Below are 26,165 nucleotides of genomic sequence, written 5' to 3' on the forward strand. Positions count from 1 at the left end.
GGTACATTAAGCCACCGGAGTTATTTTAAATTTGAATTGAACACTACTTAGATGAAAAACATTAAAAGCTTATTAAAGACAGTTTTGCTTGGAGGTTTAAGTTTCGTTGGTATTGGTACCAACGCAGCTTCGATAATATATAAAATACCTGCCACCTCCCTCATTTTTATTGATACTGTCCCCGGCCCTCCGGCTGTAGTAAAGGCTGGCGATTTTTCTATTTCTGTTTTGCCTGACACCCAATATTACCTGGCCCAGGCACAACTTGGCAGCACCTTTGATATGTTCAAGGCGCAGATTGAGTGGATCCAAAAAAATCAGGTTAAAGAAAACATAGCTTATGTAGCTCACATGGGTGATATTACCGAGCATGGCGATAATCCGGTAACGGCCAGGTCTGAGTGGTATCTGGCTAAAACTGCTTTATATGGCCTGGAGGCACCTGTAAGTATTCCGTATGGTTTAGCTGTGGGTAACCACGATCAGTTTCCGTCGCAATACCCGGTAAAGGGCACTACAAACGGGTATAATCAATACTTCGGTGTTAAGCATTTCGAAGGCAGGCCATACTATGGCGGCCATTACGGTGATAATAACGATAGCCATTACGATAAATTTACTGCAGGGGGTGCCGACTTTGTGGTTATCTACCTTGAATTTGATGCACATAATGAGGACCAGGCTAACCTTTATGCCTGGGCAAATAAGATACTTAAGGAAAACGCGTCCCGTAAAGCAATTGTGGTAAGTCATTCCATATTACATTTCAATCCGGTTAAGGGCACCAATACACCGCAGGCGCCTTTTAACGCGCAGGGTACCGCCATTTACGAGAGCCTTAAGGATAATCCTAATTTATTCATGATGCTTTGCGGCCACGTTGGCGACAATGGCGAAGGGTATCGTACAGATGTTTTCAACGGCCATACCATCAAAACTTTCCTTAACGATTATCAAAGCAGGCCAAATGGCGGCAATGGATTAATGCGTTTATACAAATTTTCGGTAAAAAATAACCAGCTAAGCGTACGTACATTTTCTCCGTATGCCCATGTTACAGAAACAGATGGCGACAGCCAGTTTACAGTACCGCTGTTTGATACTGCTCAATCTTCTTTAAAATAACTTACACATTGATTAATATGATAAAAATCTTTAAGAGCATCATTTTTCTTTTGATGCTCACAACAATCACTTACGCCCAGGATAAACATGTAGTACTGATAAGTATAGATGGCTTACGCCCAGAGTTTTACCTTGATCCGTCCTGGGGGATGGTAAACTTACGACAGGCTATGAAAACCGGCTCTTATGCAGAGGGGGTAAGGGGTAGCTTTCCAACTGTTACCTACCCATCACATACTACTATAATAAGCGGGGTGTTGCCTGCTAAACACGGTATTTACTATAACACGCCTGTTGAGCCCCTTGGCATTACCGGTAAATGGTTCTGGTATTATAAAGATATAAAAGTGCCAACAATATGGACCGCCGCTAAAAGCGCTGGCTTAGTTACTGCCGGTGTAAGCTGGCCTGTAACAGTTGGCGCCCCGATTGATTATAACCTGCCTGAGTATGTTATTCTGCCCAAAAATAAAGGCGAGAAAAAAGATGAGATCAAAGCGCTTTATGACGAATCGAACCCGAAATCGCTTTTCCAGGAGGTGCAGGATAATGCGATAGGCAAACTTGGTGAATTTGGTGCTACACTTGATAATTATACTAATGACCAGAATAAGTCGCGAATGGCGGCATACATCCTGCGTAAATATAAGCCGGCGTTTTTGGCAATACACATCGGCCTGACCGATCATTTTGAGCACGAAGAGGGCCGTGATGGCGACAAAGTACATTCTGCGGTGGTAGGTGTTGATGTTGCTGTTAAAACTATTATGGATGCTATTGAAATGGCCGGCTTAAAAGACAGCACAACTTTTATTGTCACCGGCGACCATGGTTTTGTTGACATTCATACACAATTCAATCCTAACGTAATGCTTGCGAATATTGGCTTGTATAATGATGCTGATAAAGAGCATTGGAAAGCTTATTTTCAAGCCAGCGGAGGATCGGCATTCCTGCACCTGCGCGATGCTAAAGACAAAGCCACTTTAGCAAAGGTGAATGAAGCGCTGGCCAACTTGCCGCAAGGTATCAAAAAGCTTTTTCACGTTTTGGATAAACAACAGCTTACTGCTGCCCAGGGCGACCCCAATGCCGCGCTTGCATTGGCAGCCTATCAGGGCGTTAGTTTTGGCGCAACGGCTAAAGGCAACCTGTTAAGTGCAGCAAAAGGCGGCACCCACGGATATATGCCAACCGACTTTAAAGAGATACAGACTGGCTTTGTTACTTTTGGCCGTGGCATAAAGCCTGGGGTTGTTCTGCCGCTTATTGGGCAAGAGGATATTGCGCCGTTGATAGCAAATTTATTAAACCTGCAAATGACAGGTATGGATGGCGTTTTATATCCCGGACTGCTAAAAAGCAAATAATTATTATGGTAGTGCTATACCGCGATAGATTAGCGCACAGAACTAAAAACTCCTGCGCGACTGCCATAGTAAATATCGTGTATATTAGTTAAATGAATTGTATAGCCCTCAAATTTGAGGGCTATACAATTAGTAAATCTTGCGCTAAAACGGTTGGATACTTGCAGGCAAAATATACGCCCGACCTTCTTCGATTAATTTACCTGTTATAATCAGGGTCAAACTCCACTATCCATTCAATACCATACTTATCTCTGAACATGCCTGCGTACGTACCCCATGGGCTGACGCCTATAGGCCCTTCAACAGCACCGCCAGCAGATAACCCGTTAAATATTTGGTCTGCTTCTTCACGGCTTTCAGCAACAACGTAAATTTTAGACCGGTTTTCATTTTCGTTTACCCGTCCCATAAATTCAGGAACATCATTAGCTACTAATATATTGTATTTACCTACAGGCAAGGCAATGTGCATTATTTTGTCAGCCTCGTTCTCGGGCACTTGAAATTCATCGCTCGCAAGATCTTTAAAACGAACGATCTTTGTGAATTCGCCGCCAAAAACTGATTTGTAAAAAGTAAATGCTTCTTCTGCATTTCCATTGAAGTTGATCCATGGGTTAATTGTTCTCATGATTTTAGTGTTTAGTTTGATTTTTCTTATTGTTATATCTGCGATAATGAAGCCAGCAAGTCTTCCAGGTTTTTCAGCGTCATAGTGAAACCTATCTTGAAGCCCTCCAATAATTTCTCTAACCGCTCAAACGATTCGTTATAAATGGTAATGCTTACCTTGGTGATACCATTTTGTTCGCTGAAAATGTAATCCCATTCAGAGCCAGGTAGTTCGCGGTTTTCATCTTTATCGGCAAACGCATTATACATTTTAAAGTTGGTTATAGGGGTAATGGAAGTAAACTCCTGCACGGCCCATCGCTCGTGTCCGTCGGGGCTTATCATAGCATAAAAACGCCTGCCGCCTACCTTAAAATCCATATACTTGGTTTTGGCGCGCATAGGCGCCGGAGCCCCCCATTGGTCCAGTAGTTCGGCTTTGGTAAAAGCATCCCATACTAATGCCTGCCCGGCGTTAAATTCCCTGGTGATGTAAACCGTTTTGGCTGATTTATCTACGTTAAAATCAAATAGCAAGTCGTTGTTCATTATTTCTGTTCTTTAATTGTTGATAATAGTTTATCCAGTTGATTAAATTGTGTTTCCCAGCTTTGCCTGAACTGGGCTAACCAGTGATCAAACTCCTGCATTTTTTTAGCGTTAAAGTGATAATAAATCTCGCGGCCGTTTTGCTGGGACTTAACCAGATCGCATTCATGTAGTACTTTGATATGTTTTGATACCGCCTGCCGGGTCATATCAAATTTTTCGGCCATTGCATTTGGAGTTAAGGCTTGGATGGCAAGCAGCGTTAAAATAGCCCTGCGTGTCGGGTCGGCTATGGCTTGGAATATATCTTGTTTCATTTTGACTGTTTATTGTGCAACTCTGTGGTTGCAAATATATGTGCAACTTTTTAGTTGCGCAAATATTATTGAATTTTTTTTAAGCTATAAGATAAGATTAACCACAGTGTCATTCTAAATCTAAGGATGAATTTGAGAGTAAACTTTATTACCGTCCCAAAAATTACAGTTACTATGTTGGTTGGTTATGACAGGCTTATAGCAAAGAAAAGCCTGCTAAGAAATTAATGCTTAGCAGGCTATATCGATTTGGCGGAGAGGGAGGGATTCGAACCCTCGATACGCTTTTGACGTATACACACTTTCCAGGCGTGCTCTTTCGACCACTCAGACACCTCTCCTGTTTTTTTGAGATTGCAAAGGTAAAAATTTAAAGCATAAAAAAAGCGGAACCTTTATCAGGCCCCGCTTAAACGAAAACTTTAACTCACAAAAACTAAACTTATATGCTGTTATTACTAACTAATATATAGAGTGCGCCCACACCTAAAGGTTTAACGCTGATGTAAAAAATATGTATATATAATTTTTAAGCTTATGTTTGTCCACAAATTACAAGGCGGAGCTATCGCATGCTGAACATCAACGATATTAAAAAACCTATTGCTGCAGAAATTGATGTTTTCGAGGAAAAATTTAAAGCCTCAATGCAAAGCTCGGTGCCCCTGCTTGATAGGATAACCCATTATATAGTTAAGCGAAAGGGAAAGCAAATACGGCCGATGTTTGTGTTTTTTTCGGCCAGTATATGCGGCGGTATTACCGAGGCCAGCCATCGCGGAGCCGCTTTGGTTGAGCTACTCCACACGGCAACGTTGGTACACGATGATGTGGTGGATAATTCTTATCAACGCCGTGGATTTTTCTCTATAAACGCGCTCTGGAAAAATAAAATAGCTGTTTTAGTAGGCGATTACTTGCTGAGCAAAGGGTTGCTGCTATCCATCAATAACAATGATTTCAATCTGCTCAAAATTGTGTCTGAAGCCGTGCGGCAAATGAGTGAGGGTGAATTGCTGCAGGTAGAAAAAGTGCGCCGGCTTGATATTAGCGAAGATGTTTATTACGAAGTTATCCGGCAAAAAACCGCGTCGTTAATTGCATCGTGCTGCGCATGCGGGGCAGCGTCTGCCGGGGCAGATGATGATACCATTGAAAAGATGCGTCTGTTTGGCGAAAAAATCGGTATCGCATTCCAGATAAAGGATGATATGTTTGATTTTGGTACCGATGACGTTGGTAAACCGCTTGGTATTGATATCAAAGAAAAAAAGGTGACGCTGCCGCTCATTTACGCCTTGAACAACACCACAGCAACTGAAAAAAAGCGCATCATCGGATTGGTTAAAAATCACAATGATGACCCCGAAAAAATCAGTCAGATCATCAGCTTTGTAAAAAATACCGGTGGACTGCAATATGCCGAAACGCAAATGCGTCATTATCAGCAAGATGCATTTTTGATATTAGATACTTTTCCCGAAGGTGAAGCGCGTACCGGCCTTGAAGAATTAGTAAGGTATACAACAGAAAGAAATAAGTAATGGGTTAAAGTCTTTAGTTTGATAGATAACAAGCTATTAACTCCTAGCTTATTGAATCACCCGGTCATCGCTGTCGCTCGACCACCCTCTCTCCCGCTTTGCGGAAAGAGGGTCTTAATTATTATTTCCTTTTTTATTCTTCACCCTCTTTACAAAGTAGAGAGGGTCGACCAGCGATAGCGCAGTCAGGGTGAGTAGAATAAACCTATTTCTTTCGCAAATCTTGCTAACTTCGTAACATGCATTTCGATTTTAGCTTTTTAAAGCTTGATATATTCGGCATATTAGATATACTGCTGGTTGCTTTTTTAATGTATCAGTTGTACAACCTGATACGGGGTACTATTGCAGCTAATATATTTATAGGGCTGATAACTATCTACTTGCTTTATATGATAGTGAAAGCTTTACATATGCAGTTGCTTACTGGTATTTTAAGCCGTTTTGCAGATGTGGGCATAATAGCTATTATTATTGTATTTCAGCAGGAGGTAAGGCGCTTTTTGCTTTTGGTAGGCAAAAACGCCTCATTGCAGCGTAATAAATCGTGGTGGAAATATTTTTTTGGCAATGCCGAGGCCGAAAAAAACAACTATGCGCGCATCAAACCTATTATTGATGCCTGCAAAAGCATGAAACAAACCCGTACAGGGGCGCTCATCGTTTTTGCCAAATACTATGATGAACAGTATTATCAAAACAGCTGTGAAGTGCTGGATGCAAAAATATCCAAGCGTGTATTGGAGAGCATTTTTCAAAAGAACAGCCCCCTGCATGATGGTGCTGTGGTCATTTCAGAGAACAAAATTAAATCAGCCAGTTGTATATTACCCGTTACCGAGAAAGCAGATCTGCCAGCGCAATTCGGGCTGCGCCACAGGGCGGGTATAGGTGTTACCGAAGCTAATGATGCTACGGCTATCATCGTATCAGAAGAAACCGGCGAGATATCTTATGCAAAGCAGGGCCGCATTAAAATGGATGTAAGCTTCGCTGAGTTAGAAAAACTATTGAATAAAGATTTTTAAGGAATTATAACTACACTGTCCTTGTTCTTATTTAACGGTAAACCGTAACCTGCTACCGGCATTTTAGAGTTACCTTTCAGTTTAACTACCGGCATTTTTGATTTTCCCTCAAGCTGCGCAACAGGCATTTTGTACGCTTTGTTCAATTGATCAGCTAACAACTGATTGTTATAGTTGCCTATTAACGTCCCGTTTTTAATAAGAGTTAAATCTGGCTTTAGATATTTATTTAATTCCGTTGATGATAGTTTACCGCTATCGATTTTAAAATCAGGAGCCAGTAAGTTTTGCTTATTGTTGTTCAAAGTATTGTCATGCAATTTTTGGGCCGATGCAGTTGCAGCAGATGCAAGGCATATAATAGCTACTAATATCTTTTTCATCAATACTAAATTATGTTATTTATGATTAAGATGTGAAGTGAGGGCATACGGGAAAGTGTTAAATAATTTATTTTAACATTTAATTGCAATAAAAAAAGCCACCCCTTAGGGGTAGCTTTAAAAGTATTTAGCACTTAAAATTATTTTGCGCTCAAATCAGGTACTGCCTTGTCAATCGCATTTACCGAAGCAGTATCGCCAGCTTTCTGGCGGGCTTCTTTAACGCCATTAAGTATTTGAACAACCTGAGGGCCTACGCCATATTTCTTATACTTATTGCCAAAGTCGATAATAGAATTAACGCCTTCCAATGCATATGCATTGTTTTTAAGTCGGCCGATCATATCCGCATAATTACGCATCAAATTAAATTGTGTTTGCGGCTGGCCTTCTTTAAAACCGTTGTAAACATACGCCCATTGTTCATCGCTGCCACTGGTTGCATAAGTTGTTAAAATAGCATCTTTAAGTGCGCCATTGCTACCCTTTTCGTAAGTTTTGGCTAAAGACATCGCGTTAGCGGGTTCTATTTGTGCCAACGCTGCTAATGCCGCGCCTTCTACTGCGTACGATTCACTCTTTAAAGCTTCCTTAAATAAATTAGCCATGCCTGATGCTTTCAGTTTGCCTAAAGAGGTAATGGCAGCAGCCCTAACCAAAGTGTTTGGATCTGTTTGTACCAGTTTCACCAAAACGGGTTGGGCATCGTTACGTACATTGTCATTGGTTAAATCGGCAGCTTTAATAGCCTTAATGCGCAATTCCCAATATTTATCGTTAATCGCTGCTATGATCACTTTGCGTGCGCCGGCATCTGTTTGTTTTTTTGCTGCGGCGGTAATGGCCTCAAAGCGATCTAAATATAACGGTGCGTTAAAGTATTGAAATACATATTCTTCAAGCGTTTTGTTATCGGTTTTTTTAGCCAGTAACATCTTGTCTCCATCAACATTCACCAGGCTTGGTTTAACTGCTGAGTGAAATACCAGGCTATCGGTTTTGCTGCGTACCCAGAATTTTTTGCGCTCCATTTTGCCACCAGCATAAACGTCTATAGCTATCGGAAGAATGAAGGCATCACCATCCTGTGTTTGGTTCATGTAAACGGTTTGTGTTTTAGTGGCATCATCCCATTTATAAGTAATATTCAGGATAGGATGACCGGCACCAAAATACCATTGGTTAAAAAACCAGGTAAGATCGCGGCCGCTTGCTTCTTCAAGCGCTAAGCGCAATTGATGGGCTTCGCCGTTTTTAAACGCGTTTGATTTCAGATAGATATTTAATCCCTTATAAAATGCGGCGTTACCAAGGTAATTGCGCAGCATATAAAGTATGCTGCCGCCTTTTTGATAGGTAACGGCATCAAACATATCCTCCTTATCATGGTAATGGAAACGTACCAGATCTTTAGTGCGCAGGTTAGGCTGGCTCAGATAGTTTTGCCTGTCGTCCTGTATATGGGCGTCGCCGGCATCTTTTCCATATTTGTGTTCGGCCCACAAGGTCTCACTAAAATCAGCGAATGACTCGTTAACGGTAAGGTTGCTCCAGCTTTCGGCAGTTACATAATCGCCAAACCACTGGTGAAAAAGCTCGTGTACAATGGTGCTGCGGCCCTGTCCATAGTAATCGTCCAACAGTTCGCGCTTGGTAGCCTGCACATAGTCGCCATGCAGGGTGGCAGAGGTATTTTCCATCGCGCCGCTTACATAATCGCGCACTACAATTTGCGAGTACTTGTTCCATGGATAATCAACACCTAATGTTTTTGAGTAAAATTCCATTACCTCTGGCGTAAAGCCAAAAATATCCCTTGCATAAGGCGCATATTTCGGCTCAAGGTAATAACTTACCTCTTTGCCTTTCCAGGTGTCTTTCGTGATCTTAAAATCGCCCACAGCCATCATAAACAGGTATGGCGAGTGAGGTAGTTCCATTTTCCAGGTATCGGTACGTGTGCCGTCGCCATTTACTTTTTGCGAGGCCAGGCGGCCGTTAGAAAGTGTAACATACTTGGCCGGTACTGTCATGCTGATCTCGTCGGTTGTTTTCTGGTTAGGCTTATCAATAGTTGGGAACCATACTGATGAACCTTCAGTTTCACCTTGTGTCCAGATCTGGGTAGGTTTGTCTTTTTCAGTGCCATCCGGATTGATAAAGTATAAACCTTTAGCATCAGTAATGGCCATGCTGCCCTGCGCCTTAAATTCGTTAGGCTTTGCAGTATAATCGATGTAAACGGTATAGCTTTCGTTGTTGCGGTAGGTCCTGTCTAACTGAATTTTTACTACAAGGCTATCATAAGTAAATTTCAATGGAACGTTCTTGCCGTTTTTAACAATGGCAATAGTTTTCAGGTCCATGCCTTTTGCATCCAGTGATAATGAGTCGGTAGGGTAAAAATGCGGCTTTAAAGTAACCCATTCCTTACCATACATATAGCGTTTCTTGTAATCAAAGCGAACGTCAAGCTTTGTATGTACCAGGTCGCTGTATTTAGGCGTTGTTTCACGGTAGATTTTTAAAGCAGGATCATCCTGTGCGGGTGCTGTTTGCGCAATTGCGCTTGTAAGCGCCAACGCACTGATACTGCCTATAAGGGCGGCAGTGTAAAGAGTTTTCATACAGTTAACAGTTTTGTTTAATATACTTGCCAGATAAAAGCTAAAATATTAGTTTTTTATCAAAGTTTAAGGCTGCAAATGTAGCTTAATGTTACAGCAGTTGAGTGCAAAGTCGTAACTATCCTGTTATAATAGCCGCAATAATTTGTTTTTTATGGTTAAATGCTAATTTAGCCTTTGCCTATGGGGAGTGCCCAAGCATTTGCTTACCAATTATAACATCTATCAAAAATGAAACGCAGGACATTTATTCAAAACATGGCCGTGAGCGGCACAGGCTTGTTATTAGCATCAAATTCGGCAACCGCTGGTATTTTTAACGACTCGCCAAACAAAAAGATTATTATAGGGGTGATGGGAGTAAATAGCCGGGGCGATTTCCTTGCTGAAAAACTGGCCGCCTTAACCGATGTAGAAATTGGTTATATATGCGATGTTGACAGCAACGCTATGAATAAGTGCATTGCCAAAATAGAAAAGGCTACCGGTAAAAAGCCAAAAGGTATTACAGATGTGCGCCAGCTGCTGGAAAAGAAAGATCTGGACGCGTTGGTGATTGCCGCGCCCGATCACTGGCACGCGCCTGCAACTATACTGGCCTGCCAAGCAGGTAAGCATGTTTATGTGGAAAAGCCATGCAGCCATAATCCGCACGAGGGAGAAATGGCCATAGCTGCTGCTGCAAAATATAACCGGCTGGTGCAAATGGGCAGTCAACGGCGCTCATTCAGTAATGTGCAGAAGATGATAGATGAGCTGCATAAGGGTATCATCGGCAGGGTTTACTTTGCCCGGGGCTGGTATGCTAACAACCGTAAATCTATAGGTGTAGGCAAACCTGCGCCTGTCCCTGCAAACTTAAACTATGAGCTTTGGCAGGGCTATGCACCGCGCAGGCCGTATAAAGATAACCTGATACACTACAACTGGCACTGGTTTTGGAACTGGGGCACCGGCGAAGCGCTTAACAATGGCACTCACGAAATTGACGTGATGCGCTGGGGCCTTGGCGCCGATTATCCAAACCGCGTTACATCGGGTGGAGGGCGTTTTGCTTTTAAGGATGATTGGGAAACCCCCGACACGCAAACCATCGTAGCTAATTTTCCTAACGATACGGCGCTTAGCTGGGAGGGGCGAAGCTGTAACAGCTTTAACTCCGAAGGCGTTGGCCGGGGTGTGGTTTTTTACGGCGACCATGGTACCATTAATTATGGCGGCGGCAACGGCTACCAGGTGTTTGATTATGATAACAAACTGGTGAAAGAAATAAAAGACGAAACACCTGTTGATGCAGGAAACAAGGTAAGCCCCACCGAACTGCTTGATCGTGCGCACCTGCAAAATTTTGTTAATGCCATACGCGGTGATGAGCAGCTTAACCAAACCATCATCAACGGGCATAAATCAACTGTAATACCGCAACTGGGTAATATAGCGCAGCGCGTTGGCCGGGTGCTTAACCTCGACCCGCAGAACGGGCACATTATGAACGACCCTGATGCTGCCAAGCTTTGGAGCCGCGAGTATGCACAGGGCTGGGATTTAAAAGTATAAAGCATCAACTATCAAAATAATATGAAGAACTTAAAAAGTTACGTGCTGACAGCAGTCATCGCAGTTGGTATACATACAGCAAATGCACAAAGCGGTTACACCAGTTTATTTGACGGTAAAACCCTTAAAGGCTGGAAAATACTTGCCGGTAAAGCACAATATAAAGTTGAAAACGGTGGCATTACCGGTACTGCTGTACTTAACAGCGGCAACACGTTTCTGGTAACCGAAAAGGAATATGGCGATTTTGTCCTCGAGCTTGATGTTAAAACAGAAAGTGACCTTACCAACTCTGGCATACAGGTGCGCAGCCATTATAATGCTGCAGGCAAAAACGGTAACGGGCTGGTTTATGGACGCCAGTGTGAAATTGACCCAAGCAACCGCAAATGGACAGGTGGTATTTACGACGAAGGCCGCCGGGATTGGCTATACCCGATGGAACTCAACGCAAAAGCCAAAGATGCCTGGAAGAATGGCCAGTTTAACCATATAAAGGTGGAGTGCATAGGCGCCAGCATGAAGACATGGATAAACAGTGTAGCTACGGCCTACGTAGTAGATACCGTTGATGCAAGCGGCTTTATTGGATTACAGGTACATGCGATAGACAACCAGGAGCAGGCAGGTAAAAAGATATTTTTCAAAAACATCCGCATAAAAACTAATAACCTTAAACCTCAAGCGTTTGAAAAAGGAGTATACGTGGTAAACATGCAATCCAATGACCTTACTGACTATGAGAAGGCAGATGGCTGGAAGTTATTGTTTGATGGTAAAACACCGGTCGGCTGGCATAGTGCAGCAGCTGCTACATTCCCGGCTAAAGGGTGGAAGGTAGAGAACGGGATGATATCCGTTCTTGGTGCCAACGGTGGCGAATCTACCAACGGTGGTGATATTGTAACTGATAAAATGTACGGCGCAATTGACATGTCGTTTGAGTTTAGGATGAGCAGGGGCGCCAACAGCGGCGTTAAATACTTTGTAACGCTTGATGAAAAAACGAAGGGCTCTGCCATAGGGCTGGAATACCAGGTGCTGGATGATGCCGTACACCCCGATGCTAAATTAGGCAGGGATGGTAACCGCACACTGGCTTCATTATACGACCTGATCACTGCTAAGAAACAGGAACGCTTTGTGCACCCTATTGGCCAATGGAATACAGGGCGCATTATTGTTTACCCGAATAACCATGTGGAGCATTACTTAAATGGCATAAAAGTACTGGAGTATGAGCGTGGCTCTAAAGCGTACCGCGACCTGGTAGCCATTAGCAAATACAAAGTGTGGAAGGATTTTGGCGAAGCTAAGGAAGGCCATATCCTGCTGCAGGACCATGGCTTTGATGTGGATTTCAGAAGCTTGAAAATAAAGGAGCTGAAGTAAGGATTTTTTATGTACTATAATTGAAGTGGATAGGTCTTCGACAAGCTCAGACTGACAAAGTTGAAGGGTCATGGTGAGCTTGTCGAACCATTTTGCAAAGCGGCTCTTAGTAAGGGCCTTATACTTGATGCGTGTTCACGAACACACAGGTGAACATCGTGAACGCGCGTAAGATGCTGATTGTTAATGCTTTTAAATTTAAGGTGACAGAACACTGTCACCTGTTACTTCAAGTTTATTACGAGTTGTAGATTGTAATTACAAACAAGGTAATCAGAAGGAACTGGCCTGAAAGTTTATCCTTTATTCACCAGGTACGGGTAGTTACTTTTCGCGGAATGTATTTTTCTGTTAATATTAATGTGGTAACCGCGCTAAAACAGTAGGCAGCAGTTATTTTAAAAGGCTTCCAATCACCTATTGTTATGCTATAATCATCTGGTATGGATAGCTGTGCGATATAATAGGCTATTACGGCCACAATTACTGATTTGATTATTAAATTATTCAGATTAATCAATTTAAAAAGATAATAGCATCCAATGATTAAGCCGAACACATACCAGCTTTTAAAGATGAGGTTGTCAATGATATAAAGTAGCAAAAAATTAGCATTCTTCATCGCTTCTTTAAAACTCAGTATACAGTCGAATAGGTAACTATACACCGCCAATGATAGACACGCTGTGATTATGCTCCACGCAAAAATTATAGGCTTTTTATCCATAGCGATTAAAATTTATAAGAGTATATACAGCCTTAAGTTTAACCATCGTAATTTACCACTAAAATACCATTCGCAATCGTACACCAACCGTTCGTAAACGAACGGTTTTCTTTTTTGTTAAACTGTTAGTGTGTTGATATTTAATTTGTTATGAAAATTGGCATAATATTTTTAATCAGTACACAAAATAAGCGAAGCTTATGTAACTATCTGCCAATAAACCTATATGTTATGATTAAGAATTACCTGAAAGTAGCGTGGCGAAATCTCCTGAAAAACAAAGCGCATACATTTATCAACATTACAGGCTTGTCTGTAGGCATGGCCGTGGCAATTATTATCGGCTTGTGGATATGGGACGAACTGTCATACGACAGGTACTTTAAAAATCATGAACGCATAGTGCAGGTATGGCAACACCAAACCTTTAACGGCAAAGTTGGGAGCCAAACGGCTATACCGATACCTTTGGGCACAGTGTTACGCAGCGATTATACCGGCAAGGACAGGGATTTTAAATATATGGTGCTTTCCAGCTGGACCTTTGAACACATACTTGCCGTTGGCGATAAAAAAATAACCCAAACCGGTAACTTTATGCAGCCCGAAGCAACGGAGATGCTTTCTCTTAAAATGCTGAAAGGTACCCGCAAAGGGTTGAATGATCCCTTATCTATCCTGCTATCGGAAAAAGTAGCCAAAACACTTTTTGGTGATGCCGACCCCATGAACAAAACTATTAAAATTGATAATAAGCACCTGGTAAAAGTTAGCGGCGTTTATGAAGACTTTCCGCATAATACAACCTTCAATGAACTGAATGTTATTATGCCCTGGAGTTTTTACATGACCACGCAAGACTGGTTAAGCAGGGCAGCAACCCGTTGGGGTAATAATTCATTCCAGCTATTCGCGCAATTAAATGATGGGGCTGATATCAACAAAGTAAATCAGCGTATAAAGCTTCTTAAACAGAAGAATATTGAAGCCCAGGGCGACTCTGTTGGCGCCGCCTCTAAGCCGGTAGTTTTTTTACATCCTATGAGTAAATGGCACCTGTACTCGGAGTTTAAGGATGGGGTTAATACGGGCGGCGGTATTCAGTTTGTTTGGATGTTTGGTATTATCGGCACTTTTGTGTTATTACTGGCGTGTATTAATTTCATGAATCTGAGTACAGCCCGGTCAGAAAAACGGGCCAAAGAAGTAGGTATCCGCAAAACGGTAGGGTCGTTACGCAGCCAGCTTATTGGGCAGTTCTTCAGCGAGTCATTAATGGTATCGGCCTTCGCCTTTTTGGTTTCAATTATATTAGTATTGCTCATACTTCCATGGTTCAATCAGGTAGCATCCAAAACCATGAGTATACTTTGGGGCAACCCGGTATTTTGGATAATGAGTATCGGCTTTATGCTGTTCACGGGTATAATTGCAGGAAGTTACCCGGCGTTCTACTTGTCGTCTTTTAAGCCTGTTAAGGTATTAAAGGGTACTTTTAAAGCCGGCCGGTATGCGGCTTTGCCCCGTAAAATATTGGTAGTGCTGCAATTTTTTGCGTCAGCTACGCTCATTATAGGTACCATCATCGTGTTCAGGCAGGTGCAGTTTACAAAGAACAGGCCGGTAGGTTATGATCGTACTGGAATTGTACAGATAGACATGAAATCCGACGATATACATAAAAGTTTTGCAGCGGTACGTAATGATCTGTTACAAAGTAATACCATAATTGAAATTGCTGAGTCCAACAGTCCGTTAACAGGCGTTTATTCTAATAACAGCGGCCTTAACTGGCGCGGTAAATCGCCTGATCTGCAGGATGATTTTGCTACAGTGAGGCTTACTCCCGAATATGGTAAAGTAGCTAACTGGCAATTGATTGAGGGCCGCGATTTTTCGCGTGAATACCTGAGCGACTCCAGTGCCATGATCCTGAATGAATCTGCGGCTAAGTTTATGAACTTTAAACATGCAACAGGCGAAATAATTGATTGGGGCAAAAAGTATAAAGTAATAGCTGTTGTAAAGGATATGGTGATGTCATCGCCGTATGAACCCGTAAAACCAACTATTTTTACCTTGGCCGACGGCCCAGAAGGAACTATAGATATCCGCCTGAACCCTAAGTTAGGCACGCATGAAGCTTTGGCTAAGATAGAGGCCGTATTTAAACAGTATGATCCAGGTAGCCCGTTCAGCTACAAGTTTACAGACGAAGAGTATGCACGCAAATTTGCTGACGAAGAACGCGTAGGCAAATTGGCAGGCTTTTTTACCCTGCTGGCCATATTTATCAGTTGCATGGGCTTGTTTGGTATGGCATCCTTTATGGCCGAGCAGCGTATCAAAGAAATTGGTGTGCGTAAGGTGTTGGGTGCATCGGTGTTTAACCTGTGGCGTTTAATGTCTACCGATTTTATTATGCTGGTCAGTATTTCCTTGCTGATAGCGATACCTACGGCTTATTACTTTATGCATGGCTGGCTGCAGAATTATAAATACCGTACAGATCTGTCGTGGTGGGTATTCGCGCTTACTGCAATCGGGGCTATAATTGTAACAATCATGACGGTTAGTTATCAAAGCATAAAAGCCGCGCTTACCAATCCTGTTAAAAGTTTAAAAACGGAATAGTCTTAAGATTTTACAAAAAATATAAATGCTAATAATAGCGGATCAATGAGAATGTACAAAGCTTTATTAACTGGCTTAATTTTATTTTACTCAATTAGCGGTTTTTGTCAGTCGAATAAGATTGAAGACTTTTCGGTAGTTAACAGGCAGGTCACTATCAATGAAGATGGAAGTATACATTTGAATGAGGTTGATGGTGCAGGGCTTGCCTGGATCAATAAAGCAAAATTCACAAAGGGTAGTATCGAGTTTGATGTAAAAGGGAACGATAAGCTACAAGGTAGTTTTGTAGGTATCGCCTTTCATGGGTTAAATGATAGTACTTACGAGTGTGTGTATTTCAGGCCGTTTAACTTTTTGGCAGATGATGCGGTCAGGAAAAGCCATGGCGTGCAATACATTGCTTTGCCTGAGTTTGACTGGCCTTTGCTGCGCGAAAAATATCCTAACAAATACGAATTGGCTGTTGTCCCGGCCCCTGATCCCAACAGTTGGTTCCATGTCCGCATAACCGTTGCCCCTGATGTGATTAATGTATATGTGAATAACAGCCGTCAGCCTATGCTGGCAGTTAAGCCGCTAACCAAAACAGGCGGAAACAAAATTGGGTATTGGGTAGGGTATGGTTCGCCCGGCGATTGGAAGAATTTAAAAATCACAGAGAGTAAATAATTTCTAAATAATAAAGTCCGGTGCATTGCGCCGGACTTTATTATTATCAATATAGGGATTCTTGACTCTTATCGTCTCGATTTTATGATTCTTAGCAGTATTGCTCAAAAGCATCGATAAGGTTATCGGCGATCATCTGCGCAGGGCGGCCTTCAATCTGGTGGCGCTCTATGATGTGCACTAATTTACCGTCTTTAAATAAGGCCATAGATGGTGACGACGGCGGGTAAGGCAACATCAGGTTACGGGCAGCGTCAACAGCTTCCTTTTCCATACCGGCAAAAACGGTTACCATTTTATCGGGGTGTTTAGCGTTAGCGGCAGCCATACGTGCAGCGGGGCGGGCATTAGCGGCAGCGCACCCGCAAACAGAGTTAACCATTACAAATACGGTTCCTTCGCTTTTAATGGTAGTATTAACAGCATCCGCGTCTTTCAACTCTTCAAAACCAACGCGGGTTAATTCCTCGCGCATTGGGGCAACTAAATATTCTGGGTACATCATTTTTTTTTCTTGCTTATTTTCAACACAAAAATACCAAAATCAAAATAAAAATAACCCGTCATCAGAATATTACGTAATAATTGACGTTTCGGTTATAAAAAGCAGCAGACGGAACAGGCGGGTGGATATTTTAACCGATAATTGTTATATTGCATCCGTAGTTTTTTAGCCCTAATTAATTAAACTATCGAATGAACTTAAAATTATACTTTTAGGCATGGCACTTATTTCAGAAAAAAATAATGCCCGGCCCCGCGTTGTTCAGGTAAAGGCAAAACACGTTAATTCATTAAAATTTGCTGTTGCTGCAGTATTAATCATTGTTATGGTTTTGATGACCGCTGTAGTACGTTTAAGTACGCAGGCAATGCAGCAAAAGCAGGAAAACAGCAGGCTGCAATCGCAGATTGCTTCGTTGCAGGGACAGATTGATAAGAACGAAGAGGACGCCTTACTGTCAAACGCGCAGAAAGAAGGCCAGCGTAGTAAAGCCATAACCTACCTGCACGATATCCAGCAAAAGCTTAAACGTATTAATACTTACATGAGCAAGCGCGGTTTACATGGTGTATCATTCAGGAAGATAGCTATTGATGAAAAACCCAAAAGCGAAACCAAACTATACGCCGAGTTTAATAACTACCTCGACAGGATGGTCAACGTTATAGCGTATACCCCGATGGGCTACCCGCGTTTAAGCTCTTTTACTTCTTTTTTCGGATCGCGCAGCAACCCCTTTAATTTTGGTGGCAGCGAATTTCATCCGGGTATTGATTTTAAAGGCCATAGAGGCGACCCGGTTAAATGTACTGCCAGCGGCAGGGTGATTTTTGCAGGCCGTGCCGGTGGATATGGCAATTGTGTTAAGATACGCCATAACAATAACCTGGAGACCTGGTACGGCCATCTTTCAAAAATTACTGTAAAAGAGGGGCAGCGAGTAACAGTAGGCGACCTGGTAGGCAAAGTAGGTTCAACCGGCCGCTCAACCGGCCCGCACCTGCATTACGAGATACGCAAAAACGGCCGCCCAGTAAACCCGAAGCAATATTTGAGTTTAAATATGTGATTGATGAAACAAAAACTTATGAATAAGCAGATAAGTTGTTTGGTAAACTCATCATACTTTAAAAATTTAAGATCATATACGAGCGCCCCGGGGAAACATCGGGGCCTTTTAATTAATTTAAACGCTTTCTCATCTCCTGAATAACCTCATTCAATAAACCTGCGGCTTTATATTCCTGCCCTTTTATTAATTTAGTATGCAGCGAATGATAAGAGGACAGCGCCAGATTGCGTTGAAAAAGCCGTATCTGGGTTCCTAAGGCTCTATTTGATACAGAGTTAAAGGTTTTAAGGTTGAGAGACTCAGCCAGGGTTTCATCAAAATTCATATAATCAGGGGGGTAGATCAACTGTTAATTCGGTAAATCTTATATAAAGATAAGCTAATACTATGCAATAAACGATTATTGCTTACTCAAATTAAGAGTATACAATGAAGTTTTTTTATTGTCTTAAACCTGCATTACAAAGGTACCTACGGTACTAATATTGTTATTGGTTCGCCGGTTCGCGCTTACTTGTTTATCCCTGATCCTGGTAATCCGCTTTAACTTTTAATCAGGGATGGCTGGCTCATTAAGTTTTAACACGCTGTCCGCTTTTTGTTAATAGCAAGTTTATTACGTAATTTTGTCACATTATTATTAGCAAATTAAAAATCAATATGTCATCAGTAGAAACTGCATACGTAAAGTACAAAGTGAAAGACCTTTCACTGGCCGAATGGGGCCGCAAGGAGATTGAATTGGCCGAAGCTGAAATGCCCGGATTGATGGCGCTGCGTGCTGAATATGGCCAAAGCAAACCGCTGGCCGGTGCCCGTATAGCAGGCTGCCTGCACATGACCATACAAACCGCTGTTTTAATTGAAACCCTGATTGAACTGGGTGCTGATGTTACCTGGTCATCTTGTAATATATTTTCTACTCAGGACCATGCCGCTGCCGCTATTGCTGCTGCCGGTACCTCTGTTTACGCCTGGAAAGGCATGAATGCCGAAGAGTTTGACTGGTGCATTGAGCAAACGTTATTTTTTGGCGAAGACCGCCAGCCGTTGAACATGATCCTGGATGATGGCGGCGACCTGACCAACATGGTACTTGATAAATATCCTGAGCTGGTAGCCGGTATCAAAGGTTTATCAGAAGAAACTACTACCGGTGTTCATCGCCTGTATGAGCGCATGAAAAATGGCACCCTGCCCATGCCTGCTATAAATGTCAACGATTCGGTTACCAAATCTAAATTCGATAACAAATATGGCTGCCGCGAGTCGCTGGTTGATGCCATTCGCCGCGCTACCGATGTGATGATGGCTGGTAAAGTAGCTGTTGTTTGTGGTTATGGCGACGTAGGCAAAGGGTCTGCCGATTCGCTTCGCAACGCTGGTGTACGTGTAATAGTAACCGAAATAGATCCTATTTGCGCGTTACAGGCTGCTATGGAAGGTTTTGAGGTGAAAAAACTTTCAACGGCCATTGCCGAGGCGGATATAGTAGTTACCGCTACAGGTAACAAAAACATCGTTCGCGAAGAGCATTTCCGCGCGTTAAAAGATAAAGCCATTGTTTGTAATATCGGCCACTTTGATAACGAGATTGATATGGCCTGGCTGAACGGCGCCTATGGCGATTCAAAAATTGAAATTAAACCTCAGGTTGATAAATATACCATTAACGGTAAAGATGTTATTGTTTTAGCGGAAGGCCGTTTGGTTAACCTGGGTTGCGCAACCGGCCACCCAAGTTTTGTGATGAGTAACTCGTTCACTAACCAAACCCTTGCCCAGCTTGAGCTTTGGACAAACAGCGAAGCTTACGAAAATAAAGTTTACACCCTGCCTAAGCATCTTGATGAAAAAGTAGCCCGCCTGCACCTTGCAAAAATCGGTGTAGAGCTGGAAGTATTAGATCAGGATCAGGCCGAGTATATCGGCGTAACTGTTGAAGGTCCGTTTAAACCTGAGTACTACCGTTATTAAGCCAATTATAGGCTAATTAAAATAAGAAAAGGATATGGTTTCTACCATGTCCTTTTTTTATATATATACAGCTCTGCCTGCCTTTTGACGGCTGTAGATTTGAAATATTGCATAATTTTTAGTACATTCGCATAAATTGATGCAAAACAGAAGGCTTTACATATCGCTTTCTGCCATGATGATAGGAGTTTTTTTTAACCTGTATCTAAACAGTGCTCCTTCAGCATATCATCAGTATGGCAGTTTGGGCTGCATGTATGTCAGCCCTGTAACTTTAGCTACAAAAGTTGTAAGTCATAGCAAGGTGCCTTTAAAAGCGCACCATTTAGTTGAGATTTATCTCTGCCGCTCATTTACTTCGCCTTTAATTAATTTAAATACATCAATCGCTTTTTTGGGGGTTGTTTTTTGTAAAAGCAGCTATGTGGATAGCGGGTCGGCATTAAAATTAATCGGCTCCGGCTTTTACAAGTATTATAAATTTCTGTTTAGGTTAAACCCCTTTTAACCAGAGCGTTTTGCTGCCTTATAAAACAAACAGGCCGCTTTTCGCTTTTTAATTCATGTTTTACCTAATAAGCAACACTGTTTGGCAAGTAATTGTTAACGGCTTGTTGATTATTGAAAAAATCATTTTCTATGCAAAAAAGATTGTACATCTTATCTAACCGTTTACCGTTGACCATCGAAAAAGAAGGCGCGGCATACACTTACAGGCAATCTTCCGGCGGGTTGATTTCTGCTGTTGGAGCCTACCTTAACAAAGAAGGGAAGGAAGATTTTGCAGAAAAATACTGGGTTGGGGTACCTGGCTGTACCGAAAAGGTTTGGAACAGCGTACCTGATAAAGAGAACGGAGACTATAAATATGTACCTGTATTTGTTAATAATAAAACATACGATTATTACTATAATGGTTTCTCCAATTCGTTGATCTGGCCTCTGTTTCATTATTTCCCCTCATATGCAGACTACAGGCAAAGCTATTTTGATGCTTATTTGGAGGTCAACCGGACATTTGCCGAACAAATGGCCAGCGTGCTGAAAGAGGATGATATTGTTTGGATACATGATTACCATTTACTACCGCTTGCCGGGCTGTTACGCAATAAATTTCCAAACTTAACTATTGGCTTTTTCCTGCACATACCGTTCCCGTCGTTTGAGTTATTCCGGGTGATACCTAAAAGGTGGCAGCGTGAAATATTATCAGGAATGTTGGGTGCCGATCTGATAGGTTTCCACACGGCTGATTATTCACGGCATTTTTTAAACTGTGTAGAAAAGATATTCGACATTCAGCACGACGGCGATTTTATTTTACGCGATAACCGGAAAATAAAAGTATCTGCATTACCTATCGGTATTGATTATGAGATGTTCAATAATGCTTACAATGATATTGAAGTAATTAAAAAGCGCGCCGAGTATCTGCGCTTAAAGCAGGATAAGAAACTGATATTCTCTGTAGACAGGCTGGATTATACCAAAGGCATTTACAATCGTTTAAAAGGCTACGATCAGTTTTTAAAGCAAAACCCGGAGTATGTTGGTAAAGTAGTTTTCGCTTTGGTTGTAGTGCCCTCGCGGGATACCATTGGTAAATATGCCGAAAAGAAAAAAGATATAGATGAGTACATCGGCGACCTTAACAGCCGTTACGGCGATATTGGTTCGCAGCCGATATTGTACCAGTACGGGCATTTATCGTTTGACGAACTGGTAGGCTTATATACCGCCTGCGACCTCGCGCTGATAACCCCTTTGCGCGACGGTATGAACCTGGTATCTAAAGAGTTTATTGCCACCCGTAAGGATAAGCATGGCGTATTGGTACTTAGCGAAATGGCAGGCGCTGCCCATGAGCTGAACAATGCCCTGCTGATCAACCCTAACGATTACTACGAGATTGCTGACAAAATTAAGTACGGCCTGGAAATGAAACCTGAAGAACAGGAAAGAAGAATAATGGCTATGCAAAAGCAGGTAGAGGAGAACGATGTAAATTCATGGGCAAAGCAATTTTTTTATCAAATGAAAGAAGTGAAAGATATACAAGGAAGACTACACCCTAAAATGATGGATAATTTTTCAAGGGTTCATATGCTTAATAAGTACGCGGCAGCAAAAAACAGGTTGTTGCTGCTTGATTACGATGGTACGCTTGTGCCTTTTAAAAAAGAGCCCGGTATGGCAAAACCGGGTGATGAGTTACTTGAAACCCTGGCCCAGTTGGCCAGCCATCCGTATAATACGGTTTACATAGTTAGCGGCAGAGACAATTACACGCTTGAAGAGTGGTTGGGCAAACTCGCCATTGGCATTATAGCCGAGCATGGAGCTAAACAACGCAACAAAGGGGAGTCTTGGGTAGAAATGGTCGATAGCGAATTTAAAGGACAGCTTAAATCTGTTGAAGAGGTAATGGAGAAGTATGTGGAGAGTTGCCCTGGTTCCTTTATAGAGAAAAAGGATTTTTCATTGGCATGGCATTATCGCAAGGCAGATCCCTTTACCGGTATCAATAAATCTAAAGAGTTGTATAAAGAATTGCTCGAGCGCACAACCGGCCTGCCTTTGAACATACTGAACGGGCATAAAGTTATAGAGGTGAAAAGTTTAGCTACCGACAAAGGAAAGGCGATAGAGAAGATTTTAAACTCAAGGAATTATGATTTTATCCTTTCTATTGGCGATGACCAGACCGATGAGGACATGTTCAGGAAGCTGGCCAATCGTCCCGAGGCTTTTACCATAAAAGTAGGTGAGCAAATTTCTCATGCTAAGTATAATGTGCTTACACCATACCTGGTACAATCGCTGCTGCAAACCATAGCAAATTATCCGGAGCAAACTGTATTGAACGAATAGGAGTAAATATTGAAGTAATGCGGTGCAAGCCGCTTTACTTCATTATTTCCCTTTGGATGTTAAACAAAAATTCAAACAAGTTCATTTCTGTTGGAATCTGCAGCTTTTTTCGCAGGCGGTAACGGCTTATCTCAACCCCCCTTACCGAAATAGCCATTAACTGGGCAATCTCTTTGCTGGACAGGTTCATGATCAGATAGGCGCATAATTTAAGTTCCTGCTGGTTTATAGTAGGGTACCGTTCCTTTATAACGGTTAAAAACCCTGCATGCACTTTATCAAAATGGATAGAGAACTGCTCCCATTGCTCATTTATCTTATTTTCTTCGGTAAGCAGGCGTAAGATTTTCTTGATTTCCGCAACCTCTACTACCTCTTTGCCAGATTTTTGCAGGCGCTGCAACTCATCTTTTACTTTCAGCAAAAACTCTTTCTTCTGCACCAGGTTCAAAGCTGATGATGCCAGCTCAGAGGTTTTGAATTCAACTTCCGATTGCAGCTTTTCGTTCTTTAAATTGGCCAGCTCTTTTTCAGATCGTTCAAGCTCCAGTTGATGCAGGTAAGCGATCTGCCTTTGTTCTTCCTCGTTTTTTTGCTGCTGTAGCTGCAATTCTTTTTGTTGTTTTAATATAAGGCGCTTTTCCTGTTGCTTATAAACATAGTAAAACAAGTAAGTAAACAGCGCTACATAAATTATGTAGGCCCATACGGTTTGATACCATGGCGGGCTTATCCTGAAAATATAGGCTGCTTCTGCCGACTCGTTATTATGATGATTTCGGGCTTTTACTTTAAAAGTATAGTTGCCGGCAGGCAGGTTGGTATAATCTTTTTCCGGTTTTTTTGACCATGCAGACCACTCTGTATCAAAACCCTCAAGCAGGTAACTGTATTCAACATTTGCCTGTTCTTCAAATATAGGCGATGAATACTCAAAGTATAGCGAGTTCAGCTTATGCCCTAATGTAAGTATGTTACTTGTAGATTGTTTACTGTTGCTGTTTACAGCGCCAAAATAGCCGCCAAACAACAGGCTGTCTGTACCGGAGCTTACTTTAACCTTACGGATGTACACTTTTAGCGGCCGGATATTTTGCCGGTATTTAGCATAATTGATATGGTAAAAGCCGTTTTCGCTCCCAACAAAAATATTGTTGCTGTTAACAGGATAAACGTTTTCAAAGCCACTCAGGATGCGATTATTCAACTCAGGAAAATTAATGATGGTTGGCGTAGCGCTGTAATCAACAACGCCAAGGTTTTTACCTTCCACAAACCAGATGTTACCGGCGCCATCTTCCTGTAAGTATCTTAAACTTCTTTTACCAAATATCAGTTTATAAGTTACGGATGGGTTAAACCTGTCATGCTGTTCATCATACTCATAAACTCCTTTTTCGGTAGCTATAACAACCCGCCCCTTTATTTTAAAAACAAAGTTATTAAGTGTTGATGGTAAACCTTGCTGTTGGGTATAGGTTCTAACCGCATGAGTAACTGGGTTAAGCTTGTACACCCCTCTATAAGGATGCGATGTCCAGATGATATTTTTATTATCTACCTGTAAAAAACGTGCCGACTCGTAATACTTGCCCACGTTTCCTTTATCAATAAGCTGCTGGCCTTTATCTTCAAATAATCGCACCCCATAATAGTTACCCGCCGCAATGAGCGCTGCCCCGGCGCTGCCCTGTAACTGCTTGAATATCCAAAAGCCGGTAGCATTATAAATTGGAGATAATGCACCGTTTTTAACCTCAAATATCCCATCGTCGCGGCCTACCAGCAGGTGGCCGTTAACAGCGCTCATGTTCCAGGTTTGGCCCTCTGCAATTTGTTTAAAGTTATTTTTTACGTAACTCAGGTCGCCCATATCCGTTACGGGCACCTGGTAAATACCGTTTGAGAGCCCGAAGTAAAGATTATTATGATAAAAAGCCGTGGCATACCCCCCGCCATCATTAAACACCGCAGGGCTTATGTGCTTTACGGCGTTGTTATAAGCAATAAAATCAATACCGTTATCCAAGCCAAGCCAAACATTATGGTTGGTATCCATGTACATGCTGCGCACATAAATATTCTGCAGGCCTTCTTTTTTGGCGATGTTTTCTAATACAGCTCCCGTACCGTCAATCTGGTAAATGCCGTTTATATAGGTGCTCACCAGGTAAGTGCCGTCATCCAATGCAACGGCGGCCGAAAAATGCTGATGATTATCAATACCAAAGCCGCTTAGCGTAAAGTTGCGCAAGGTAGTGCCGCTAAGCAAAAATAAGCCATTACGGGCCGTGGTAACCAGGCTGAATGAGGTGCTGTACCTGGAAATTGAGGTAATATAAAAACCATCGGGCAGGTTTTTTTTGGCGATGAAAGGTTTCCAGCCGGTGCCTGTATACTCAAGCAGGCCCTTCTGTTCGTCGTGTGCTAAAAGTTTATTTTGATAAGTGCCCAAAAACAACCATGACGGCGAGCGGTATACACTGATTTTTCCGTCGACATACTTAAAGATCTTATCATGCGACCTGAAAAAAACATCATCCCCATAGCTTACAATATCCCATACATCAGAAAACTCCTGGTCGGCCTGCGGTATCAGGCTTTTGATAGAAGTAAAAACAAGCACTCCGTTTTTGTCAGGAGAAAAGTATCCTATTTCATCCTGCCCGCCAACATACAATCGTTTATCCTTGCCAAACTCCAACGAGCGTACGATAGTGCGGTTGGGTAACGGATAAAGTTGCCAGTATTGCCCATCAAACACTAAAACACCTTCGTTATTGGCAAAGTACATCCTGCCCTCTGCATCCTGCCTTATTTTCCAGTTTTGTGTGCCTGCATTGTACTGTCTTTTCTCATAATTAATGGTTTTGCGTTGTGCAATATAAGCCTGCGGCCGGGCGGTGTTAGTGCCGGCGATAAGCAAAATGAACAGAAAAATCTTAAATAACAGGTTGTTATGTTGGTTTATCAACATTATAATCAGGGCTTATAACAAGAGTACTAATATCGGGTTTTTAATTGTTTTTTTTAATGATGTGTAGTAGTGATGTAGTGCCGGATTTGTATTGAAGTGTACCCATAGCATACATTTGACCCCATAAACCAGGCGCGTAATGCGCATTTATAAACCAGTATAAACTATAACCAATTTTTATGACCTGATGTATTCACATGCATTTTAATGCCTTGCAATTTTT

Annotated in this window: 20 protein-coding genes and 1 tRNA gene; 11 read left to right on the plus strand and 10 right to left on the minus strand. The window is 42.1% G+C overall.

What is annotated here, in order from left to right; genetic code table 11:
- Positions 1-51: 51 nt before the first annotated feature.
- Both ACFQZX_RS14590 and ACFQZX_RS14595 read left to right on the plus strand, forming a co-directional pair.
- Positions 52-1,125, plus strand: a complete 1,074-nt coding sequence (locus ACFQZX_RS14590; protein ID WP_377116669.1) for a metallophosphoesterase — start codon at positions 52-54, stop codon at positions 1,123-1,125.
- Positions 1,126-1,142: 17 nt separating this feature from the next.
- On the plus strand, positions 1,143-2,495 hold the full coding sequence (locus ACFQZX_RS14595; RefSeq protein WP_377116671.1) for an alkaline phosphatase family protein: 1,353 nt from the start codon (positions 1,143-1,145) through the stop codon (positions 2,493-2,495).
- A gap of 199 nt (positions 2,496-2,694) precedes the next feature.
- On the opposite strand, the gene ACFQZX_RS14600 is transcribed toward ACFQZX_RS14595, so the two are convergent.
- The 4 genes from ACFQZX_RS14600 to ACFQZX_RS14615 form a co-directional block, all read right to left on the minus strand.
- Positions 2,695-3,129, minus strand: coding sequence for a VOC family protein (locus ACFQZX_RS14600; protein WP_377116673.1), 435 nt, complete (start codon positions 3,127-3,129; stop codon positions 2,695-2,697).
- 32 nt (positions 3,130-3,161) lie between these two features.
- Complete coding sequence (locus ACFQZX_RS14605; RefSeq protein ID WP_377116675.1) at positions 3,162-3,659, minus strand: SRPBCC family protein; 498 nt, start codon at positions 3,657-3,659, stop codon at positions 3,162-3,164.
- Positions 3,659-3,976 carry an ArsR/SmtB family transcription factor gene (locus tag ACFQZX_RS14610; protein WP_377116678.1) on the minus strand — a complete coding sequence of 106 codons (318 nt, stop codon included), beginning with the start codon at positions 3,974-3,976 and terminating at the stop codon, positions 3,659-3,661. The genes ACFQZX_RS14605 and ACFQZX_RS14610 overlap by 1 nt, the downstream gene beginning before the upstream one ends.
- Positions 3,977-4,226: 250 nt before the next feature.
- Positions 4,227-4,317 (minus strand) — tRNA-Ser (locus tag ACFQZX_RS14615).
- A 231-nt stretch (positions 4,318-4,548) separates the two neighbouring features.
- Here ACFQZX_RS14615 and ACFQZX_RS14620 point away from each other — a divergent pair.
- Positions 4,549-5,520 carry a polyprenyl synthetase family protein gene (locus tag ACFQZX_RS14620; RefSeq protein ID WP_377116680.1) on the plus strand — a complete coding sequence of 324 codons (972 nt, stop codon included), beginning with the start codon at positions 4,549-4,551 and terminating at the stop codon, positions 5,518-5,520.
- Positions 5,521-5,759: 239 nt separating this feature from the next.
- Positions 5,760-6,548 carry a diadenylate cyclase CdaA gene (cdaA, locus tag ACFQZX_RS14625; RefSeq protein ID WP_377116682.1) on the plus strand — a complete coding sequence of 263 codons (789 nt, stop codon included), beginning with the start codon at positions 5,760-5,762 and terminating at the stop codon, positions 6,546-6,548.
- Here the strand turns inward: cdaA and ACFQZX_RS14630 are convergent.
- Both ACFQZX_RS14630 and ACFQZX_RS14635 read right to left on the minus strand, forming a co-directional pair.
- A complete protein-coding gene (locus ACFQZX_RS14630; RefSeq protein WP_377116685.1) occupies positions 6,545-6,931 on the minus strand; it encodes a hypothetical protein in 387 nt (128 codons plus the stop codon). The genes cdaA and ACFQZX_RS14630 overlap by 4 nt on opposite strands.
- 140 nt (positions 6,932-7,071) lie before the next feature.
- Positions 7,072-9,558 carry a M1 family aminopeptidase gene (locus ACFQZX_RS14635; RefSeq protein ID WP_377116687.1) on the minus strand — a complete coding sequence of 829 codons (2,487 nt, stop codon included), beginning with the start codon at positions 9,556-9,558 and terminating at the stop codon, positions 7,072-7,074.
- 231 nt (positions 9,559-9,789) lie between these two features.
- Between ACFQZX_RS14635 and ACFQZX_RS14640 the strand changes: the two genes are divergently transcribed.
- Together ACFQZX_RS14640 and ACFQZX_RS14645 are read left to right on the plus strand one after the other, a co-directional pair.
- Positions 9,790-11,115, plus strand: a complete 1,326-nt coding sequence (locus ACFQZX_RS14640; protein ID WP_377116689.1) for a Gfo/Idh/MocA family protein — start codon at positions 9,790-9,792, stop codon at positions 11,113-11,115.
- A 21-nt stretch (positions 11,116-11,136) separates the two neighbouring features.
- Positions 11,137-12,507 carry a 3-keto-disaccharide hydrolase gene (locus ACFQZX_RS14645; RefSeq protein WP_377116691.1) on the plus strand — a complete coding sequence of 457 codons (1,371 nt, stop codon included), beginning with the start codon at positions 11,137-11,139 and terminating at the stop codon, positions 12,505-12,507.
- A gap of 307 nt (positions 12,508-12,814) precedes the next feature.
- On the opposite strand, the gene ACFQZX_RS14650 is transcribed toward ACFQZX_RS14645, so the two are convergent.
- The gene (locus ACFQZX_RS14650) at positions 12,815-13,129 is read right to left on the minus strand and encodes a hypothetical protein (protein WP_377116693.1); all 315 of its coding nucleotides are present in this window, start codon (positions 13,127-13,129) and stop codon (positions 12,815-12,817) included.
- A 336-nt stretch (positions 13,130-13,465) separates the two neighbouring features.
- On the opposite strand from ACFQZX_RS14650, the gene ACFQZX_RS14655 reads away from it, so the two are divergent.
- Positions 13,466-15,868, plus strand: a complete 2,403-nt coding sequence (locus ACFQZX_RS14655; protein WP_377116695.1) for an ABC transporter permease — start codon at positions 13,466-13,468, stop codon at positions 15,866-15,868.
- A gap of 45 nt (positions 15,869-15,913) precedes the next feature.
- Positions 15,914-16,540: a hypothetical protein gene (locus ACFQZX_RS14660; protein ID WP_377116697.1), complete on the plus strand. Its 627-nt coding sequence runs from the start codon at positions 15,914-15,916 to the stop codon at positions 16,538-16,540.
- A gap of 91 nt (positions 16,541-16,631) precedes the next feature.
- Here ACFQZX_RS14660 and ACFQZX_RS14665 read toward each other — a convergent pair whose 3' ends face one another.
- Entirely contained in the window at positions 16,632-17,042 is a 411-nt protein-coding gene (locus tag ACFQZX_RS14665; RefSeq protein ID WP_377117082.1) for a BrxA/BrxB family bacilliredoxin, read from the minus strand.
- 220 nt (positions 17,043-17,262) lie between these two features.
- Here ACFQZX_RS14665 and ACFQZX_RS14670 point away from each other — a divergent pair, with 220 nt between their 5' ends.
- The gene (locus ACFQZX_RS14670) at positions 17,263-18,114 is read left to right on the plus strand and encodes a peptidoglycan DD-metalloendopeptidase family protein (RefSeq protein ID WP_377116699.1); all 852 of its coding nucleotides are present in this window, start codon (positions 17,263-17,265) and stop codon (positions 18,112-18,114) included.
- 112 nt (positions 18,115-18,226) lie between these two features.
- Here the strand turns inward: ACFQZX_RS14670 and ACFQZX_RS14675 are convergent, their stop codons facing one another.
- Complete coding sequence (locus ACFQZX_RS14675) at positions 18,227-18,442, minus strand: hypothetical protein (protein WP_377116701.1); 216 nt, start codon at positions 18,440-18,442, stop codon at positions 18,227-18,229.
- Positions 18,443-18,777: 335 nt separating this feature from the next.
- On the opposite strand from ACFQZX_RS14675, the gene ahcY reads away from it, so the two are divergent.
- Together ahcY and ACFQZX_RS14685 are read left to right on the plus strand one after the other, a co-directional pair.
- Entirely contained in the window at positions 18,778-20,094 is a 1,317-nt protein-coding gene (gene ahcY, locus ACFQZX_RS14680; RefSeq protein ID WP_377116703.1) for an adenosylhomocysteinase, read from the plus strand.
- Between the two features lie 639 nt (positions 20,095-20,733).
- Positions 20,734-22,965, plus strand: a complete 2,232-nt coding sequence (locus ACFQZX_RS14685) for a bifunctional alpha,alpha-trehalose-phosphate synthase (UDP-forming)/trehalose-phosphatase (RefSeq protein ID WP_377116705.1) — start codon at positions 20,734-20,736, stop codon at positions 22,963-22,965.
- 34 nt (positions 22,966-22,999) lie between these two features.
- Here the strand turns inward: ACFQZX_RS14685 and ACFQZX_RS14690 are convergent, their stop codons facing one another.
- Positions 23,000-25,942: a triple tyrosine motif-containing protein gene (locus ACFQZX_RS14690; RefSeq protein WP_377116707.1), complete on the minus strand. Its 2,943-nt coding sequence runs from the start codon at positions 25,940-25,942 to the stop codon at positions 23,000-23,002.
- Positions 25,943-26,165 lie beyond the last annotated feature (223 nt).

It is taken from the genome of Mucilaginibacter litoreus (genome assembly GCF_042676805.1).
GTDB lineage: Bacteria > Bacteroidota > Bacteroidia > Sphingobacteriales > Sphingobacteriaceae > Mucilaginibacter > Mucilaginibacter litoreus.